Below are 19,222 nucleotides of genomic sequence, written 5' to 3'. Positions count from 1 at the left end.
CTGCACTGCAGGTGCTGCGCATCCACACCGATAGGGTGTCAGGCCCTTGTTCGTGACGCGATATTTCGCCCAGCAAATGCATTTCGGCTAAAAGCGCCTCGGCGTCCTTGGGTTGAATCCGATCAAGATGCACTGCGAACGCGGTCTCGCCAGACGCTTTTGCTGCTTGCTGGGCGGCGTGTTGCGTCGTCGCCTGGGCTTCCGGCACGTGCTGTACCGCGAGAGGCGCCTCGCCTTTATGCTCGAGGGCCAGTTCATGCAGCTGTGCGCAGATTCGCTCGTAGGCCTCTTGATCTGGCTGCTGGGAATCTCGGTATGCGGCGACTTGCTCTGTTAACACGTCTTTGGTTTCCAGAAAGAGGTCTATCATGTCTTTGCGCAAGGCAAGCTCACCCTGCCTGATGGAATCGAGCAGGTTTTCTAGCAGATGGGTGGTTTCGGCCAATTGGCCGAAACAGCCGAACGTGCCCGCCCCGCCCTTGATCGAATGAGCCGCCCGGAAGATGGCGTTCAACTGGTCGGGATCAGGTTGATCAATGTCGACGTTGAGCAGTATTTGCTCCATGTCGGCCAACAGTTCGTCAGCCTCGTCGAAAAATGTCTCGTAGAACTGGCTTAAATCGACACCCGCACTCATGTTCTTTCCTATGACGACGCCCAAACCGCGCTAGCGGCCCCTTTTTCAGCGTTGTTGAGCGAAACCAGAACGGCCGGCAAGCCTTTGCCTGCGCACCAAAAGACCGATCAACGCAGCCCCGACAACCCCTGTTGCGCATCTGATTCGGCGCCGGTGGCAGGCTCCGCCTCGATGTGTTCCCCATCAAGCAATGGCGAGGGAATTTCTTCTATTGGGGCGGGTTGGAGCGCCTCGTACAACCGCGCATCGGAAGAGCCCGTTTCATTCTGGGCGTCGATGCGTTCTTCGGCGAGCCGATTCAGCACAACAATGCTTATACGGCGATTAACGGCAGCGTTGGGATCATCTTTAACCAGGCTGACGCTGGACGATAAACCCAAGATCCGCTTGATCTTGCTTTCTTCCATGCCCCCGGCGACCAGTTCTTGACGCGCGGCATTGGCGCGGTCGGCGGAGAGCTCCCAGTTGCTGTAGAGCCGCTCGCCCGAGGCATATTGCACGGCGTCCGTGTGCCCCGATATGGTGATCGAGTTGGGCAGCCGATTGAACACCGGCCCCAGCTCGCGCAAAACGTCCCTCATGTAGGGCTGCACCTGAGCACTGCCCGTCGCGAACATTGGACGATTCTGCCGATCGACAATTTGTATGCGCAGGCCGTCGGGAGTCATGTCCAATAGCAATTGCGGACGAAACTCCTGCAGCACAGGGCTGCTGTCGATCAGCGCCTCGAGGTCGGCCTTGAGGTTTTCCAGCCTCTGTGTGTCGCGCCGAAGTTCTTGGCCGCGATTGGACTGAACCGGCGGCTGCGTCAGCGGATGCTTGCTGGGAATCGGGCTGGGCGACGCGCCCGGTATGACGCTGCTGCTTGTGTCAATGTTCGGCCCGCCCTTGATGGCCGTCATGAGCGGCATGCGGAAGTACTCGGCAATACCGGTCAGGTCGTCGCGCGGTATCAGCGACAGTATCCACATGATAAGAAAAAAAGACATCATCGCCGTCATGTAGTCGGCGTAAGCGATCTTCCACGCACCTCCGTGATGCGGGGGCGCGGGACTTCGCCTGCGCCTGACGACGATGCGGTCCGTTGCGGTGGGTTTCATAGGATGAATCCGCTATGCCGCTTTCTTGACGGGCGACTTGACTTGACGCACGTGATCCTCAAGCTCTGAAAAAGAGGGCCTGATCATCGCGTACAGCACCTTGCGCCCGAACTCTACGGCAAGCTGGGGAGGATAGCCGTTCATGCTGGCCAGCAACGTGACCTTGATGCATTCGAGCACCTTGACCGACGCCACGGTGCGACGCTCGATCGACTGGGACAGCGGCGAGACGAAGCCATAGGCCAGCAAAATCCCCAGGAAGGTGCCGACCATGGCTTTGGAGATCAGATCGGCCAGAATGGCTGGAGGCTGGTCGACCGACGCCAAAGCTTTGATCACACCCAGCACCGCTGCAACAATACCGAATGCGGGCAGCGCATCGGCCACCGAGGCCAGGGCTCGCGCGGGAATATTGTGCTCGGTTTCATGCGCCTCGATTTCCTGATCCATCAGGGTCTCGATTTCGTAAGGGCTCATGTTGCCGCTGATCATCAGGCGCAAATAGTCGGTAATGAACTCCAGCAAATGGGGATCGCCGACGATGCTTGGATATTGCGAGAAGATCGGGCTTTTTGAGGGCTCTTCAATGTCGGACTCGATGGACATCAGCCCGTCGCGCCGCGCCTTGTTAAGCAATACGTACAGCAAGGCCATGAGCTCCATATACAAATCTTTGTTATACGGAGTACGCCGAAAAACCGCCGGTATCGCCTTCACGAGCAAGCCGACTGATTTGCCGCTGTTGGATGAGATGTAGGCCCCTAGCGCCGCTCCGCCTATCAGGACGAATTCGAAAGGCTGGTACAAAGCCCCCATGTGCCCGCCCAGCGCGACAAAACTACCAAATACGGACACTATGACGATGACAAAGCCCAGAGCAATCAACACGAGCGTATCCTCGATAAACAGTTAGGGCCATATGATCGCCCCAAGCAGGGCAAACAAAAGCGTCTGTCAATGGGGTTTTTCGAAGCTAGATCGACGTTCTGGAGCGTCGGCGCATCACGCGCCGAGCTTTTTAGAGACCTGTGGTGTATTTAAAGGGCGTGCGCTTTGCGATTACGCGTCTTGCCCGCCCGTGGCGGAGGACGGCATATTGCACAGACAAAGTCATGCTGAGGATCGTGGGCATGCGCGATGAAGCCGCCCGTGCACCGCGTGCAGTGAGACAACTGGACGAGACCGCTTTCAAAGAAACGGATAAGCATCCAGGCCCGGGTAAAGCTCAGCACCGGCTCTTCATCGGAATTGGCCGGCCGCCCCACCGACGCCTGCTCGAGATAAAGCCGGTAGGCCTCGATAAGGGCGCGGGTCTTTTTTGCGGGCGTATAGTTATCCAGATACCGATAGACGCCGTAGAACACACTGGAGTGAATATTGGGCAGCCAGGTCATGAACCAATCGACCGAAAACGGCAACATGCCCTTCGGAGGCGAACAACCCTTGATTTCGCGATACAGACGAGAGAGACGGTCGTAGCTGAGCGAAGTTTCGGCCTGCAGTACTTGAAGGCGAGCGCCAAGGCGGATCATGTCACTGGCCAAGAGGATTTCTTCGCCCTCTTTGGCCACGCTCTTGCCCGCATTTTTAGTCGCTTTTGGAGCGCCTTGGCTTAGGCTTTTTGTTGTCATTTGATTACGGGGAATTAAGCCAGGGCATCGACAATGGTTTCCGGGTCGCGCTGCGACAACAGAATGGTTGAGTGTGCCTGCTGAAGTGCGCCGCCCAGGACATCTTGGCTAAGAGCGGAAAGCAAGGCGTAGTCGTCGAGGCGGAAGCCGCAAATAAGGGAGCCCGAATTGGCAAGCTTGACGATCTGCGCGGGAGAGAGCTGTAACACAGTGGTGGCGACATCTTCGCAAAAGCCAAGACGGAACATTCCTGCCGCAAAATTTTCGCGCAACAGGCGTTGCGCAAGCATCAGATATGTGAGATTGACTTCTTGAATGTCTTTCAACACTGAATGGCTCTCGCACATGGACAGATTGTCACTGCTGGACACGATGGACTCCTTGTAAGGGCAGAAAATTAAATAAGTAACTATTTGTGCCGTATTCATACGGCACCTTAGTAACCAAACCTAATAAATTAACTGCCAATTATTAAATTGTAGCGTCAGAATTCAACAGTTACTTAATAGTTAATTATCGTTACTTATGGATCGGTACAACGGTAAAGCGAATAGATGCCCGGTTTAGCGGGCGTTACGGGCGTAAAGATGCACAGACGATATAAGTTTGAGAAAGTTTTCGCCTTGATAATTATCAAGCAGTTACGCTTGCATACAATTCACGCTTTGGTCCCTACCCAATGTTTTCATAACAAACCTTAAATTTAGTTTCTAGTTTGTGTGTGAACATTGAATTCTGTATCAATATAGCTTAATTGATCAGTCATACAATAAGAAAAATTTAAGTATTTACCCGAGTAATTGAAGCTAAACAAAAGCATTTGATGCTAATTGTATGCAAAGATGTCACGCTCGAAGCAGAATAACGGGGTTGCGCCGGCTGTTGGGCAGGGCTATACCTAGCCTTTCGCGGCCGCTACGTTATATTGCCGGGCCAATTGCACAAAGGCAGCAAGATCAGGCGAAACCCCTGTTTCTGATTGCAGGATGCGAGCCACTACAGGTGCGACGTCCGCAGCCCGCGCGGCATCCAAAAACAGCAGGCGCGACCGCCTGGCAAGCACATCCTCGACCTTCCGCGCAAACTCGTGCCTGGCCGAAAATCGAACCATCGCTTCATTAAGCCCCGCCTCGAGCAATATCGCGTCGTCTTCTCCGGAACCCGGGGCGTGCCGTCGCCGAAACTCACTCCAACTGGGTGTCGCCGCATCCTCCAAGCTAAAATCCCGTGTCGTGCAGGCATTGGCCGCTGGCAGCAGGCCCTTGCTGAAACAATGTTCCAGCACGTCTTGGGCCATGGCCCGGTAGGTTGTCCATTTTCCGCCCGCCACTGACACCAAGCCCGAGGGGCTGGTCTCTATAGTGTGCTCGCGGCTGATGCGGCGAGTGGCGATCGGAGGTGCTTGATCGCCGTCCCGCCGGCCAGACGGAGCCACCAAAGGGCGCAGGCCGGCCCAGGCGCTACGAACGTCGCGGCGCGCAGGGGGCGCTTGCAAATAGCGACTCGCCTCGCCCAAGATGTAGTCGATTTCCTGATCTTCAGGACAAGGCTCGAAGTCGAGCGCAGTGGACGCTATGTCTGTGGTTCCCAGCAATACCTTTCCCAGCCAGGGCAGCACAAACAAGACACGTCCGTCGGCGGTTCGCGGCACAAGCAGCGCGCGCTCAGACGGGAAAAACGACCGATCAACGACCAGGTGGGCGCCTCGGCTGGCGCGAATCAGATTGGTCACCGGCCTTTTCAAGGCATCGGCGTCAAGGCGTCGCAAGGAGTCTGCCCAAACCCCGGTCGCATTGACGACGCAGCCTGTCCGAAGCATTAGCCTGGCGCCGGTTTCGGCGTCATTGGCGACCACACCCGCGATCTTGCCGTTGGTATGGACAAGCTCGGCGACAGGGCAATAATTAAGCACCGCGGCGCCATGGGCGGCTGCGGCGCGCGCCAGCGTCACGGCCAGGCGTGCGTCATCGAACTGGGCGTCCCAGTACTCGACCCCGCCCTTCAAACCGGCTGCTCGCACACCCGGCAGACGCGCTTCAACCTGTCTTCGGCTCAACACACGGGTGGCGCCCAGGCCGTCGCTTCCGGCCAGCAGATCGTAGATTGCCAGACCAGCGGCATGGAAGGGAGTCTCCCAGGTACGATAGGAGGGCGCCACAAAAGCAAGCGGCCTGACCAGGCCGGGCGCATTGCGAAGCAGGGCCGTCCGTTCGCGCAATGATTCACGCACGAGGCCGATGCGCCCCTGGGCCAGATAGCGCACACCTCCATGAACCAACTTGGTGGCGCGAGACGAGGTGCCTTTGGCTATGTCATGTGACTCAAGCAAGGCCACCGACAGGCCGCGCAACACGGCATCCAGCGCCACACCCAAGCCGGTGGCTCCGCCGCCCACCACGACCAGGTCGAAATATTCGCTTGTGACGCGGTCAAGCGTGGCCGCCCGGTCCATGGCAACCGGGGCGTCTGCCTGAGCTGAAGCATGTGAAGATGCGGCATTCATGAAGTGAGCCTTCCGGAAAACGATGCCCATTCGAGTGTTCGCCTGAAAAAGCCTCGGCGCCCAAGTCGGTTCTAGCGTAACACTGCACATCGGGTTACGCTTGAGCCGTCCCAGGGCCCGCACGGGCTCAGCCTTTGCCACCTTTACCGTACAAGCATTACGCCATGCCGCATATTCTCGCTCTGGACCAAGGCACTTCCAGCTCGCGGGGCATCGTCTTCGATGCTCAGGGCCGCATCGTCGCCGGCGCCCAAAAAGAAATCAGGCAGATCTTTCCGCAAGCCGGATGGGTCGAACATGACCCAACCGACATTTGGAATTCCCAGCTTGAAACAGCCCGCCAAGCCATCGAAAAATCGGGGCTGGGCCCTTCGGGCATCCATGCCATCGGCATCACCAACCAGCGAGAAACCACGGTGCTGTGGCACCGTGAAACGGGCGAACCGCTGTGCAACGCCATCGTCTGGCAAGACCGCCGCACCGAGCCGCTTTGCGCCCAGTTGCGCGAGCAAGGCCTTGAAGCCACGATCCTCGAGAAAACAGGCTTGCGCATTGATGCCTATTTCTCGGCCACCAAGCTGCACTGGTTGCTGGAGCACACGCCCCAGGCGCGCAGCTTGGCCCAGGCGGGCAAGTTGGCTTTCGGCACCATCGACAGTTGGCTGATCTGGCGTCTTACCGGCGGCGCGGTGCATGCCACCGATGTCACCAATGCCTCGCGCACGATGCTGTTCAATGTGCACGACGGCCGGTGGGATGAAGAACTGCTCAAAATCCTGAACATCCCCGCTTCGCTGCTGCCGCAAGTGCTGCCGTCTTGCGGTAATTTCGGTGCGACCGAAGCGGCTTTGCTGGGCCGGTCGATTCCCATCTGCGGCGTAGCCGGCGACCAGCAGGCGGCCATGTTCGGCCAGGCCTGCTTCCATGAAGGCATGGCAAAGAACACCTACGGCACGGGCTGCTTCGCCTTGATGCATACGGGTGAACGCTTCCAGATTTCACGCAACGGCCTCATCACCACGCCGGTCGCGCAAGCGGGCGACACGCGCCATTACGCGCTCGAAGGCAGCGTATTCGTCGGAGGCGCCGTCGTACAGTGGTTGCGCGACGGCTTGCATGCCTTCGACAGCAGCCCCCAGATCGAGGCATTGGCCCACAGCGTGCCCGATTCAGGAGGAGTCGTGCTGGTACCCGCCTTCACAGGGTTGGGCGCGCCCTACTGGCAACCTGAGGCCCGCGGCGCGATCACCGGCCTCACACGCGGCACCACCATGGCTCATATCGCGCGGGCCGCACTGGAAAGCATCGCCTTCCAAAGCACCGCATTGCTGCAAGCCATGGAGCGGGACGCCGCAGAAGCCGGTTCGTCGCCCTTGACCGAGGTGCGGGTCGACGGTGGAGCCAGCGCCAATGACTTGCTCATGCAGTTCCAGGCAGACCTGCTGGGCATGCCCGTTGTGCGGCCCGCCATCATCGAGACCACTGCGCTTGGAGCGGCCTCCTTGGCCGGCCTGGCCAGCGGAGTACATGCCAACCTCGACGCACTGAGCCGGCAATGGCGCGCCGAAAAAACCTTCACGCCCCGCCTCGATAGAAGCGCGGCGGCCCAGCGCATGCAACGTTGGGAGCACGCAGTGCGCCAGGCCAGCCTGCCAATGGGCGACGGCAACTGAGGCCGCCGCCAAAGTTCGCCGCGTTCTCATACAATCATGCCTGGTTCATTACAGCCACCGGTAGTCAATGCAGACCGAGCCTTCCACAGCCCCTTCACTTCACGTCTCCTGGGTAGAAAACGACGCACCGCGCACCGCCCTGTGGCTGAGCGAACACGCGGGCAAACCGCCCCGGCGCATCGTCGTGGTAGACGACACGCTGAACGCCGACGCGGCCTTCCAACTGGCCAACCAGGGCACACACATGCTGTGGCGGGGCGACTACCACAATGCGCGCCAATTGATCGATGCACTTGCACGGCGGGTGGACAAGAAAAAGCGCGGCAAGGCAGCGCTGTCGCCCCAGCAGGCATTCAACCAGCACCGGCTGGCGCAATCCCGGCGCGCCCGCCTGCTGGGTTCGCTGTTGTTGCCTTTGGAGGCAGGGGCGCGTATTCCGTTGCGACGCGCCCCGGACGTGGCGGCGGCATGCAACGCCGTACTTGGCCCGCTTCATGAACCGGCCCTGCTGCCGCTACGCGTATTGCAAGGCATACTGGGCGCAGCCGAGTGGCGTCGCAAAGGCGTCATCATTCCCGCATTGGAAGAAAGCTTTCATGTCCACTATGGCGTGTTCTCGCCCATTCGCGGCGAATACATAGACCTTGTCGCCAACGCTCCCTTGCCGGATACCCGTCTGGCCTTCGACGTGGGCACGGGCAGCGGCGTGTTGGCGGCCGTACTCGCAAATCGCGGCGTCCAGCGCGTTGTCGCCACCGACATTGACGAACGCGCCCTGGCCTGCGCCCGCGAGAATATTGAACGCCTGGGTTTGGCAGGCCGGATCAGCCTTGAACGCGCCGACCTGTTTCCCCCGGGTCGCGCCGGCTTGATTGTTTGCAACCCGCCCTGGCTGCCCGCAAGACCCACTTCCACCATCGAAAGCGCCATCTATGACCCGGACAACCGCATGCTTGCGGGGTTTCTGGCCGGCCTGGCAGACCATTTAACGCCGGACGGAGAGGGCTGGCTGATTCTGTCCGACCTGGCGGAACTGCTCGGGCTCAGAGAGCGCAGTTTCCTGTCGCAAGCCATCGAGGCCGGCGGGCTGACCGTGCTGGGCAGGCTCGACGCCCGCCCCAAGCATCCCAAGGCGCTAGACCCTTCCGACCCGCTGCATGAAGCCCGCAACGCCGAGGTGACGACATTGTGGCGCCTGGCACGACGCTCGTAGGCCGGGGGCGCAACACGTATACTAAGATTCCGCCAATACGCCGTTCCACGCCATGCTGAAAAAAATCGCTCTGGTCATCGCCGTCTTCCTGATCATTCTTGTGGCGCTCACCTTCGGTGAGGCCATTGTCCACCAGGCACTGGCCTGGTTCAGCTATCTGACCGGCATTGTCTTTCATAACTTCAGCGACTTGTATTACGCTGCGCACGATTACGTCGTGCGGCACAGCACCAAGATCATCATCGCCCTGCTGCTGACCCTGCCCATCAGCTTTTGGATCATCAGAACCCAGCAAGGTGAACTGGGCCGTCGCTACAGCCCGCGCAAGATCGCCATCGTGCTGGCCATTTTCCTGGGCTGGCTGGGGGCGCACCGTTTCTATCTCGGCCAGATCGGCTGGGGCATTGTCTACCTCATCATTCTGTACGTATTTCCACCGCTGGTTGTCGCACTGGGCCTGATCGACGCTGCGCGTTACCTGTTCATGTCGGAGGAGGATTTCACCGTACCGGTCGTGCGCCGATGACGGCATACGGCGGCCACGCGGCTTCACGCACATTCCATTACAATGGCATGCACATCAATGCCGATTGCCCGACATGGAAAACAAGACCGCCCGCCTTACCGTATTGATCGATCCCCGTAAGAAAAAGGCCTTCGATCAGCTTTGCGCCAGTCAAGACCTGACTCCCTCGCAAGTGGTGCGCCAATTGATACGCGACTACCTCGCCCAGCATGGGGTCAGCTACACAGAGCAAGGCTCCGTCAGCAACCCCAAGCTCAAACGTCCCGCCGGCTGATAAGCCGCTGCAATGCCTCATTCAGTGAGGCACCAGGGTCGCCCCCTTCGAGCTTTCTGGGCAGGCCCATGCGTTGCAGCTTGCTTCTGACCCGCTCATTGGCTTCGGTCAGCACCACCGCCCCGCCGTGGACGCGTCGCCCCTCGACAAGATCTTCAAGGGCACGCAAACCCGTGGCGTCGATGAAAGGCACTTGCGCAAGCCGTATCACCAACACGGCAGGCGTCTCTCCGACGTCAATCAGCACCTGCTCAAAAATCTCGATTGCCGCATAGAAAAGCGGCCCGTCTATGCGATAGACGATGATGTCGTCGGGAAGCTTGGACAAGCCATGCTCACCCAGCAAAGGCGCCAGCTCTTGATCAAGTGTCGGGTCGTTCTGCCGGCGCGCCGCTACACTTCCAGCCATGCGGCGCAAAAAATGCAACATGGCCAGCACCACCCCGATATTGACCGCCACCACCAGGTCGGCGAATACGGTCAGGCAGAAAGTGACCAGCAGTATCACTACGTCGGCGCGCGGAGCGCGTTTCACCATACGAATGAAGTGCCGCGCCTCGCTCATGTTCCAGGCCACCACGAACAGTATGGCCGCCAGGGCGGCCAACGGCACGTTGGCCGCGTAGGGCGCCAGCGCCAGGATGATCAGCACCAGCGTGATGCAATGGACAATGCCGGCGATGGGGCTGTTTCCCCCATTGCGAATATTGGTGGCCGTGCGTGCGATGGCGCCGGTGGCCGCGATGCCCCCAAACAAAGGCGCCGCCATATTGGCTATGCCCTGGCCGACCAGTTCCTGATTCGAATTATGGCGGGTGCCCGCCATGCCGTCGGCCACGACCGCCGACAGCAGCGATTCGATGGCGCCCAACATGGCGATGGCGAAGGCGGGTGCGATCAGTTCGACAATGCGGTCCAGCGTTACCGGCAGCCATTGAAATTGCGGAAGCTGGCGCGAAATCTCGCCAAAGGTGGAGCCGATGGTGGCCACACCCTCGAAGGCGAATAGCGACTGCAGAACGGTGGCCACAACCAATGCCACCAGCGGCCCGGGCACCCGCCGCATGCCGGGCAGACGCGACGGAAACAGCACCAGGAATAAAGAAAATACCGCCATGGCGGTGGTTGCCAGGTGCAGTGAGGGGAATGCCTGTATCAGCGCCCAGAGCTTTTGATGAAAATGCCCCGATGGCGCCACCGGGAGCCCGAAGAAATCTTTCCACTGGCCGACCCAGATGATGACGCCGATGCCGCTGGTGAAGCCGATGATGACCGGGCGCGGGATGAACTTGATTACACCCCCCAACCGCGCGACGCCGAACAGAAGCAGGATGATGCCCGCCATGAAAGTGGCGATCTGCAAACCCTGCACCCCGTACTGGGCCACAATGCCTGACAGAATCACAATGAACGCGCCCGTGGGCCCCGCGATCTGGACCCTGCTGCCGCCCAGAACGGACACGGCCAGGCCGGCGACAATAGCCGTGTACAACCCCTGCTCGGGCTTTACCCCCGAGGCAATGGCAAACGCCATGGCCAGGGGCAGCGCCACAACGCCCACGATAACCCCGGCCACGATATTGGCATACCAGTGCTTCCAGCCCAGCAGGCCGGCTCGCTTAGCTTCCAGAAGAGCAATCATATTGATCCGTTAAGTTCCACCTTATGTGTCGTTGATTATAATATGATGCACATGCTGCGGATATGTTCCGCGGCTCTGCTTCCCGCCCTTGCCCGCATCCACTTTACACTTGCAACGATAGCCGCCGCGCGCCGTGTTGCCGCCCAACCGCTGGGCCAAAACTCACTACAATAGCGTTTGCATCCATTTCAGCCAGAGATCAACGTGAGAAAAGTCGTACGAGGCAAGCTCCACGGCATTCGGGTTACCGGTGCCGACCTCAACTACCATGGTTCCATCACTCTCGACCCCGACCATTGCGAGGCAGCGGGTATTTTGCCGATGGAATTCGTCGACATCTGGAACAAAGCCTCGGGCGCCCGTATCAGCACATACGTTATCTACGGCGAGCGCGGTTCACGCTGCTGCATCCTGAATGGCGCGGCGGCTCGCACCTGCCAGCGCGGCGATGAAGTCATCATTTGCAACGCCGTCTATATTTCCGAACGCGAGCTCGAAGACATCAAGCCCGTCATCCTCACCTTTCATGACGATAATCGCATTCACGAACGCTTGGGCTACGATGTGTCACGCGATGACCAAGGCCGCCTGGCCTTCAATATCGTCAAATTCGAATAGCATCGGCCAGGCCGCAACTTCTGGTTCGCGCATCCGGTCCGTATCGGGCCTATGGCCACAAACACATAAAGTCGATACAATCGGCTCTGCTTCATCAAGCACTCGCTAGGGGTGTCGCGCATTCGCGCGGCTGAGATAGTCCCTTTGAACCTGTGAGATCATCCTCGCGCAGGAAAGCGACCATGCAGACGCCTGAACACCCGTGTCGCCCAGCGCGCCCAATTCTCGCCAATGCTTGCCGCTCCTGCATTTACGGACGGCAACGACAATGACGAGCTCTTCTTCCTCTTCGGGCAATCATGCCCTTACCCCCGTTTCAGCGCACGAACGTGTGTTCGGCTGGCACGAACACGCCTCGCTGTGGTTCAGCCTGGGTGTCGGCCTGCTGGTCATGCAGGTGGGCGCCTATCTCGTACCGGCCACCGGCTTGCGCGAAGCGGTCTTCGCCATCGTGTTGGGGTCAATGCTGGGCGCGGCGCTGCTGGCCTGGGTGGCCAAGCTTGGATGCGAAAGCGGGCTTTCCAGCGCGGGCCTCATGCATCGCAGTTACGGCAGCCTGTTCGCCCGGCTGCCGGTGTTTTTGAACATTATCCAGTTGCTGGGCTGGACCACTTTTGAACTCGTCATCATGCGCGAGGGCACGGCCGCCATCGCGCGCGAGGCTTTCGGCCTGAACCTCGGCCCTCTCGCCGCCGTGGTGCTGCCGACCTTGCTGTGGGGCGGCGTGCTGATCGCCCTGCTCTCGGGCAGCATGATAGGCCTGGTCCGACGCTTCGTGGCTCGATTCGGGCTGCCGCTTGTGATCCTGTCGCTCATCTGGCTTACCTGGCAGTTTTCGGGAAGGCTGCAGGCGGGCGGCCTGGCCGAGTTGTGGAGCCGCCCCGGCGACGGCAGCATGGGCATGTTCTCGGCCCTGGACCTTGTCATAGCCATGCCAGTGTCATGGCTGCCTCTTGTGGCCGACTACGCGCGCCACGGCCGCAGCGGACGCAGCGCACTTGGCGGCGTCTGGATTGGTTACGCAATAGCCAACATCTGGTGCTATGGCCTGGGCGTGATGATTGTCAGCGCGGTCGGGCCCGACACCGGCCTGGTCAGCGCCTTGTTGCTGGCGCAAGGCGGACTGATCGCACTGGGCCTGATCATGATCGACGAACTGGACAATGCCTACGGCGACATCTATTCGGGCTCGGTATCCGCCCACAGCTTGAAACCCAAGTGGAGCATCCGCCGCTGGGGCATCATGCTGGCGGTGCTCAGCATCGGCTTGGCCATGGTGCTGCCCATGCACAGCCTCGAGCCTTTCTTGCTCACACTAAGCTCTGTCTTCGTACCGCTTTACGGTGTGATCTTGGGACGCTTGGCATTTGGCGGCAATGTCGAGGCGGCGCCGCGCCGCATCGACCCGGTATGCGCAGGGCTCTGGTTACTGGGCATCGCCTTCTATCATGGCCTGGGCCAGTGGGCCCCCGGCTATGGGTCGGCCCTTCCCACCCTGGCCATGACTTTCGCATTGTCCTTTGCTCTGCGTCGGCTTGGCAGGCCCACGCACCCTGCTTTGAATGCGGGAGCCGACCAAGCAGCACACTAGCGCAGGGCTCCTACATCGCCTGATTGGACATCGGTCTTTTGCCCACCCCATTGAGTGCGCAAGTGATTGGCCAACTGGGCGATCTGCTGATCGCTCAGCTTGTCGGCAAATGCCGGCATCGCTTGCCGGTCGCCTTCAGGAAACACCTTGGCATCCAGGCCGTGCAATATCACGTGGATAAGGTTGTGGGCATCGGCGTTACGCACGGTCGAGTTCCCTTTCAGGCCGACCGTGTCGCCCGGCTTGCCTTCGCCATTGGCCGCGTGGCAGCCGGCGCACACCGCCATATAAATAGAGCGTCCCGTCGTCAAGCCGCCTTCAGCGGTTTCCGGCTCGGGCGCCGTGTGGGGCAGCGGCTCGGCGGCGAGGGGCTCGTCGCCCAAGACATAGGTAACCATGGCTTGATTGTCATCTTCGGAAAGATGGCGGGTACTGTAATGAAAGGCCTCGTACATGTCGCCGTAGGCCGAACCCTGCGACGAAAGCCCCAGGGCCAGGAAACGGCTCAGGCCTTCTGGGGTCCATCCGCGCCTGGCCAGGCCTTCCGGAGTAATATCCGGCGAGTTCAGCGCGCCCAACTCGCCGCCCTTGAATGAGGCACGTAGATTCAACTGGCCGAACACCCCGCGTGGAGTATGGCATTCGGTGCAGTGCCCCAAGGCGTTCGTCAGGTAGCGACCCCGCAACCATTGGTCTGAGTCTCCTTGCGAGACATCAGGCAATTCATTTTTGAGAAAGAGCAGATTCCAGCCGCGCATGAGAAAGCGCATATTAAATGGAAAAGGCACTTCGAGGGGTTTGTTGGGGACGGCAACCGGCTCAACGCTGCGCAAATAGGCGTAGAGCGCGTCGCTATCTTCTCGTGTCATGCCGCGATAAGTGGTATAGGGCATGGCCGGGTACAAGGGATATTCCGCGCCGATTCCATCATGCAACGCACGGTAAAAATCAGCCGATGTCCAGTTGCCTATGCCGTGCTGCTTATCGGGGGTGATGTTGGTGCCGTAGATGGTTCCAAAAGGCGTTTCAATCGGCACCCCGCCCGCGAAAAGCGCCCCCTCCTTGGCGGTGTGACAAGCCATGCAATCGCCCGCCTGGGCCAGATATTTCCCCCGCGCCAGCATCTGGTCGTCTACAACCGGCGCCTCATCGACGGCGCTGGTTTCGTAGCGCGGATCAAGCAGGCCCGACAAGATCACCACTGCAATCACACCCAACAGCACGATGAGAATCAGCGGGATCCAGATGCGTTTACGAGTCCGGGTTCGCATCGGCGTTCTCCCTGGTCAGGCCGGGCGTGGAAAGAATCAAATCACGCACCGCGCGATGATAGCGCACATAACCGGTGCAACGACAGATATGGTCGTTCAGCGCGTCGGTAACCACGCCTTCGACCTGATCACGTTCAATCGGCTCGCGCCGCAGCCTTTCGATCACCACCGTCGCCGCATTGACGAACCCCGGTGTGCAATATCCACACTGAAAGCTGTAATGTTCGAGAAATGCCCGTTGCACCCCCGAGTACGCGGATATGTCTTGATCATTAGGCCCGGCGTGGCCTTCAACAGTGCGGATACTTCGATTGGCGAAAAAGCCTACGCCGGTGATGCAGCTGCGCACGGTGCTGCTGGTGCCGTCGTCGCCGTCCAGAATCACGGCGCATGCATGGCATACGCCCTGGCCGCAGCCCAGCTTGGTGCCGGTCAAGTTCACGTACTCGTGCAGAAAATCGATCATCATCAGCCTTTCGGGAACCTCAATCGGTCCCACCCTTTCGCCGTTGATGGTCAGGCTGATAGGTATTTTGCGCAGGCTCATTCCATGGCCTCCAGTATTTGCTCGGATGTAACGGGCAAGGAAAGAAATCGTAGTCCCGTGGCATCCGAAATTCCGTTCACAATGGCGGCCACAATGGGGATCATCACCACTTCGGCCAGCCCTTTCGGGGGATCGGTGTCGGAAAGTGGGGGCAATACCTCGGCGGTCTGCGTCCACAGGGCCACCTCTTTGGCGCGCGGCAAATGGTAGCGGTTGAAGTTCCACGTACCATTGCCTGGCCCGTCCTCATACAAAGGCAAATGCTCGTACAGCGCATGGCCTATGCCCATGGCAATACCCCCTTCAATCTGCCCCGACACCAGTTGAGGCGAAAGCATATTGCCGCATTCGACGACCGAGTGATGATTAAGCAATTCGACTTTGCCGCTAGCTGTGTCAACCGCCACTTCCGCCAGGGTGGCCACGGCCGTGTAATACGTAACCGCCGCGTTATTGCGCTGGATCGGCGGGTAATACACCTTGCTGCGCGGAATGAACTGATATTGCCTGCCCGTGCTTGAGCGTGTCGCTATCAGTGGATCGAGTCCGGTATTAGTCACGTAAGGCAATCCGGTTTCACCCGGAGGGTTCGGAGAGGTCGGCGTATGCGCGCCCGCGTTTCCGCTGCCGTTTGATGCGCCCGACGCCGCATCGTTACCCGTGGTCGCATCGGACCGTCCTTGAGGATCAGGTCCTGTCGATGATCCATTGGCGGCCTGCGCGCCTTGCCCATATGTCAAGGCAAGGGCGTCCAGGGGCAGGCGTTCGGCGGCCCCGTTGATTTGAAAATCCGCTTCGGCCCACTGCCAGCGATTGAAGGCATGAACCACGGCGCCCACCACCAGACCCATCTCATGCGCCTTGGCGGCAAGCTGCGCCAGCGTCAGGCCTTGCATGCCTGCAGCAGTAAGGCGCCCTTCTTCCCAACGGGCGTCTTCGGAACGAACCACGTATGGTGCAGCCTGTCCGCCCCCTATCCCTTCGCTCCAAAGAGCCATCGCAGCCGGCCACAAGCCATGCTTGAAGATAAGGCGACAAGCCTCCTGAGTGGTATGGGTGTAGTAAAAGGCCGAGTTCGATGCACTGGCAGGCGAGGAATAAGCCGGAGTCCATGCCGGGTCGGCGGCCAGCGAGTCTTGGTCTTCCTGGCTCATGGTGTAGGGGTCGCCGCTGGAATAAATCGGCAAGTCGGGCCAGTCTGTAAGCGAAAAACCCACATCCGTAGCGGGCGCTCCCAGCCATCTGGCACAGGCCAGAGCCTGAGAGGTAGTCGTGCCGGTGCCGATCTCAGCCCCCGTGTGCCGCAACAGCACCTGGCCTTCCGGGGTGATCTCGACTTTGGCCAGGGAAGATTCGGCGCCTGTGCCAAAGTCTTTCTGTACACAGGCGAAGCCCACGCCGTATCTACGTCCCGGGTGGCGCGCCTCGTAGTCGGCCTTGCGCTGCTTCCGCTCTTGCCAGACCGGATGCAGCTTCGCTTTTTCCATAACCTCATCGGCTCGCACCGCACCTGCCGGAATGGCGCCTTGCGTGTTCTTCATGCCGGTTTTGAACACGTTGAGCAGACGAAACTCGATCGGATCAAAACCCAGTTGCTGCGCGGCTTCGTCGATCAGCATTTCGGTCGCGGCCATCGACTGCAAGGTTCCGTAGCCTCTGGCCGACCCAGCGTCAACCGCCCGCGATGCGTCAGCTCGGGCGGTAAGGTCTGACTGGGGGATGTAGTACACCGACTGCGCCGCCGTTGCCGCCACCATCACCACCGAGGGCGAAAAGTTGCTTCGTCCGCCGCCGTCGGCCCTCATGTCGGCGACAAAGGATTGGATCTTGCCTGTCTGGCGGTCGACGCTTAGCCGGTAATCCATATCAAACGCGTGTCGCTTGAGCGAAGTCTGAAATTGCTCATAGCGATCGTTCGCGAGCCGCACCGGGCGCCCCTCGCCATACAGGGCACAAACCATGCCGTAAAAGGGCATATTGCAATGGTCTTTTGAACCATATCCCACGGTATAGCAAGGATGAAGGATCAAGGTATCGACGCCGAACGACGATTTGCCCAACATGCTTGCCGCTGTGGCAGCCACCTCGGACGGCGACTGCGTGGGCGCCACCATATGCATGGTCTGTGAACCCTCGTCGAACCAGCAGTTGGCGTTGTCCATCTCCATTGAGGCTGTGTCGACCGATTGCGTGCGATAGCTGCGTTCAAGCACCAGCCAATTTTCGGGCGGATCATCAAGGCGGGCCCGTATCTGCTGTGCATGATGCATGCCCTCTTCATCCAACTGACCATGCGCCTTGCCATCCGGCCATACCGGAAGCCGCTTGCGCATCTGGCTAGGGTAAATAGGCGCATCCTTCAGGCTGGAAAAAACATCTTCGTCGTAAGGAGTTTCTCCTCCGACCCTGACAAAGCGAAAAGTGCCCCAGGGATCGCGCTGCAGCGGACCAGTCTGTGCCCCCCAACGCAATACATCTTGAAATCTCAGAGCGTCTTTGGCCAGCCTGAAGCGAACAAAGTCATGAAAGATCAGGATGGCCACCGCATGGCCCAAATATGCCGGCGTCTTGCCGGCTGGAAGCAGCATGTCGTCTCCGTAGAACTCAGTGAACGACACACCGTCCCGCTCAAGGTCTTCAGCGGTTACGATGCGATCAGGCTCAAGCCCCGCTTCAAGAAGCTTAAGGTCGAATCCCTCATAGACGGCATCAGCGCGCATCGCGCGCAATATCAAAGCATGACTTTGCTGCTGTGGCCAATGCGGCATATCACGCGCACGCACGTCAAACGCGAAAATTTTTCCGCCCCGCACCTTGGCGGGCCCGTCGATCCGGTATGACGCCAAGCCGGTCGTTTCGTCCCAAGGCACAGGGGTCATCAACTGCTGTTCGAACAGGGCTGCATAAGCGCTGCTGCCAAACGGCGCAATAAAAGCTGTGAGCCCCGCAATGGAGCTCGTCTTTAAAAACCGCCGGCGGGACGGATCGAGTTTAGCCATTGAAGTCTTCCTGATTTGAATGCTGCTGCGCCACGCAAGCAAGGAGCAGGCCTGGCAACATTGACAAAAACCTTACAAAAAACCAACAGACAGCTTGCAAAAAGCCGACAAGCGATTAGCCGGCGAACCCGCCTTCATCCAGGAAAGCCTGCTCTTCAGCGGTGGTTTCGCGCCCAAGGCTGGGATTCCGGTGCGGGAAGCGACCAAAGCGCTCGATGATATCAAGGTGGTCGATGCCGAATGACAAAGCATCCGGCGCGTACTGGCGATAAAGTCGTAGCGACAGCTCTTGATCGGCCAAGTTCTCGGCGTGCGTGAACGGCAGAAACATGAATAAGCGCAAAGGCGCTTCAAGACGCTCGATAAACCCCGCATCAAACGCCTTGCGTGCATAATGCTGCGCCAGTGGATCGGTGGCGAACATATGAGCCGTGCCGCGAAATGCATTGCGTGGAAACTGATCCAGCAATATCAACAAGGCCAGGGCCGATTCGGGCTCGTCGCACCAAGCCTCCAGCTCGCGCCGCGCCGCCGCCATATGCAGGTCGGCAAAGCGCCGGCTGAACTCCTCATCGAACGCTTCATCTTTCTTGAACCACATGTCCGGCCCCGCCTGTTTCCAAAAATCGACAACTTCCCGCGCCTGCGGAAAACGGGCGTCAGCTTGTATGGCGTTCATGTATCGCTCCTGGAACTGTGTTGTGACGTTACCAGCATAGCAGCGCAAGTCGTCCTCGGCATAGCGCGCGGGCGCCAGGCTGAACGTGCACGGAAAGAATTTTCGAAAGCATCCCCAGGGAAATTTCATCGTAAATGCCATCGACGAGCACGTGAAAAGGGCCTGCAAGCATGTGCTCGCAGGCCTTGATCGCAATGTGTGGCAAATTGCGCGCTTGGATGTTGGGCCGACCGGAGCCAACGGCCCCGGTCGAATTTTGCATCAGAAGCGCGTGCGCAGGAACAACTGCCCGCTGTGGCCGGTGTTGTCGTTGCCGTA

18 protein-coding genes and 1 riboswitch are annotated in these 19,222 nt (G+C 59.4%); of the genes, 7 read left to right on the top strand and 11 right to left on the bottom strand.

What is annotated here, in order from left to right; translation table 11 throughout:
• From ACIY1O_RS16655 to ACIY1O_RS16630, 6 genes are all read right to left on the bottom strand, one after another.
• On the bottom strand, window positions 1–637 hold a 637-nt coding region (locus ACIY1O_RS16655; protein ID WP_397476222.1), incomplete at its 3' end, for an Hpt domain-containing protein.
• Between the two features lie 107 nt (window positions 638–744).
• Window positions 745–1,737, bottom strand: coding sequence for a flagellar motor protein MotB (gene motB, locus ACIY1O_RS16650; RefSeq protein WP_397476221.1), 993 nt, complete (start codon window positions 1,735–1,737; stop codon window positions 745–747).
• Between the two features lie 12 nt (window positions 1,738–1,749).
• Complete coding sequence (gene motA / locus ACIY1O_RS16645; protein ID WP_397476220.1) at window positions 1,750–2,625, bottom strand: flagellar motor stator protein MotA; 876 nt, start codon at window positions 2,623–2,625, stop codon at window positions 1,750–1,752.
• 149 nt (window positions 2,626–2,774) lie between these two features.
• Window positions 2,775–3,368, bottom strand: a complete 594-nt coding sequence (flhC, locus tag ACIY1O_RS16640; RefSeq protein WP_397476219.1) for a flagellar transcriptional regulator FlhC — start codon at window positions 3,366–3,368, stop codon at window positions 2,775–2,777.
• A gap of 14 nt (window positions 3,369–3,382) precedes the next feature.
• Entirely contained in the window at window positions 3,383–3,715 is a 333-nt protein-coding gene (gene flhD, locus ACIY1O_RS16635) for a flagellar transcriptional regulator FlhD (RefSeq protein WP_397476223.1), read from the bottom strand.
• A 551-nt stretch (window positions 3,716–4,266) separates the two neighbouring features.
• Entirely contained in the window at window positions 4,267–5,871 is a 1,605-nt protein-coding gene (locus ACIY1O_RS16630; protein ID WP_397476218.1) for a glycerol-3-phosphate dehydrogenase/oxidase, read from the bottom strand.
• 164 nt (window positions 5,872–6,035) lie between these two features.
• Between ACIY1O_RS16630 and glpK the strand changes: the two genes are divergently transcribed.
• From glpK to ACIY1O_RS16610, 4 genes are all read left to right on the top strand, one after another.
• Window positions 6,036–7,544, top strand: a complete 1,509-nt coding sequence (glpK, locus tag ACIY1O_RS16625; protein WP_397476217.1) for a glycerol kinase GlpK — start codon at window positions 6,036–6,038, stop codon at window positions 7,542–7,544.
• 67 nt (window positions 7,545–7,611) lie between these two features.
• Window positions 7,612–8,757 carry a methyltransferase gene (locus ACIY1O_RS16620; RefSeq protein WP_397476216.1) on the top strand — a complete coding sequence of 382 codons (1,146 nt, stop codon included), beginning with the start codon at window positions 7,612–7,614 and terminating at the stop codon, window positions 8,755–8,757.
• 52 nt (window positions 8,758–8,809) lie between these two features.
• Window positions 8,810–9,283, top strand: a complete 474-nt coding sequence (locus tag ACIY1O_RS16615; protein ID WP_397476215.1) for a TM2 domain-containing protein — start codon at window positions 8,810–8,812, stop codon at window positions 9,281–9,283.
• Window positions 9,284–9,356: 73 nt separating this feature from the next.
• Complete coding sequence (locus ACIY1O_RS16610) at window positions 9,357–9,557, top strand: ribbon-helix-helix protein, CopG family (RefSeq protein WP_397476214.1); 201 nt, start codon at window positions 9,357–9,359, stop codon at window positions 9,555–9,557.
• Here ACIY1O_RS16610 and ACIY1O_RS16605 read toward each other — a convergent pair.
• Window positions 9,538–11,199, bottom strand: a complete 1,662-nt coding sequence (locus ACIY1O_RS16605; protein WP_397476213.1) for a SulP family inorganic anion transporter — start codon at window positions 11,197–11,199, stop codon at window positions 9,538–9,540. The genes ACIY1O_RS16610 and ACIY1O_RS16605 overlap by 20 nt on opposite strands.
• Before the next feature lie 204 nt (window positions 11,200–11,403).
• Between ACIY1O_RS16605 and panD the strand changes: the two genes are divergently transcribed.
• Together panD and ACIY1O_RS16595 are read left to right on the top strand one after the other, a co-directional pair.
• Entirely contained in the window at window positions 11,404–11,817 is a 414-nt protein-coding gene (gene panD / locus ACIY1O_RS16600; RefSeq protein WP_397476212.1) for an aspartate 1-decarboxylase, read from the top strand.
• A 97-nt stretch (window positions 11,818–11,914) separates the two neighbouring features.
• Window positions 11,915–12,009, top strand: a riboswitch (TPP riboswitch).
• A gap of 76 nt (window positions 12,010–12,085) precedes the next feature.
• Window positions 12,086–13,408, top strand: coding sequence for a purine-cytosine permease family protein (locus ACIY1O_RS16595; RefSeq protein WP_397476211.1), 1,323 nt, complete (start codon window positions 12,086–12,088; stop codon window positions 13,406–13,408).
• Here ACIY1O_RS16595 and ACIY1O_RS16590 read toward each other — a convergent pair.
• The 4 genes from ACIY1O_RS16590 to ACIY1O_RS16575 form a co-directional block, all read right to left on the bottom strand.
• A complete protein-coding gene (locus ACIY1O_RS16590; RefSeq protein WP_397476210.1) occupies window positions 13,405–14,679 on the bottom strand; it encodes a cytochrome c in 1,275 nt (424 codons plus the stop codon). The genes ACIY1O_RS16595 and ACIY1O_RS16590 overlap by 4 nt on opposite strands.
• Window positions 14,660–15,226, bottom strand: coding sequence for a (2Fe-2S)-binding protein (locus ACIY1O_RS16585; protein ID WP_397476209.1), 567 nt, complete (start codon window positions 15,224–15,226; stop codon window positions 14,660–14,662). Before ACIY1O_RS16585 ends, ACIY1O_RS16590 begins: the two co-directional genes overlap by 20 nt.
• Entirely contained in the window at window positions 15,223–18,225 is a 3,003-nt protein-coding gene (locus tag ACIY1O_RS16580; protein ID WP_397476208.1) for a xanthine dehydrogenase family protein molybdopterin-binding subunit, read from the bottom strand. Before ACIY1O_RS16580 ends, ACIY1O_RS16585 begins: the two co-directional genes overlap by 4 nt.
• A gap of 115 nt (window positions 18,226–18,340) precedes the next feature.
• Window positions 18,341–18,904 carry a DUF924 family protein gene (locus ACIY1O_RS16575; protein WP_397476207.1) on the bottom strand — a complete coding sequence of 188 codons (564 nt, stop codon included), beginning with the start codon at window positions 18,902–18,904 and terminating at the stop codon, window positions 18,341–18,343.
• A gap of 85 nt (window positions 18,905–18,989) precedes the next feature.
• Here ACIY1O_RS16575 and ACIY1O_RS16570 point away from each other — a divergent pair.
• Window positions 18,990–19,222 (top strand): hypothetical protein (locus tag ACIY1O_RS16570; protein WP_397476206.1); only part of this gene is annotated, 233 nt, incomplete at its 3' end.

Origin of the sequence: Pusillimonas sp. (assembly GCF_044464525.1) — a bacterium.
Lineage (GTDB): Bacteria > Pseudomonadota > Gammaproteobacteria > Burkholderiales > Burkholderiaceae_B > Pusillimonas.
The sequence above is the reverse complement of the archived record's forward strand: the minus strand, read 5'-3'. Positions and strand labels throughout refer to the sequence as shown.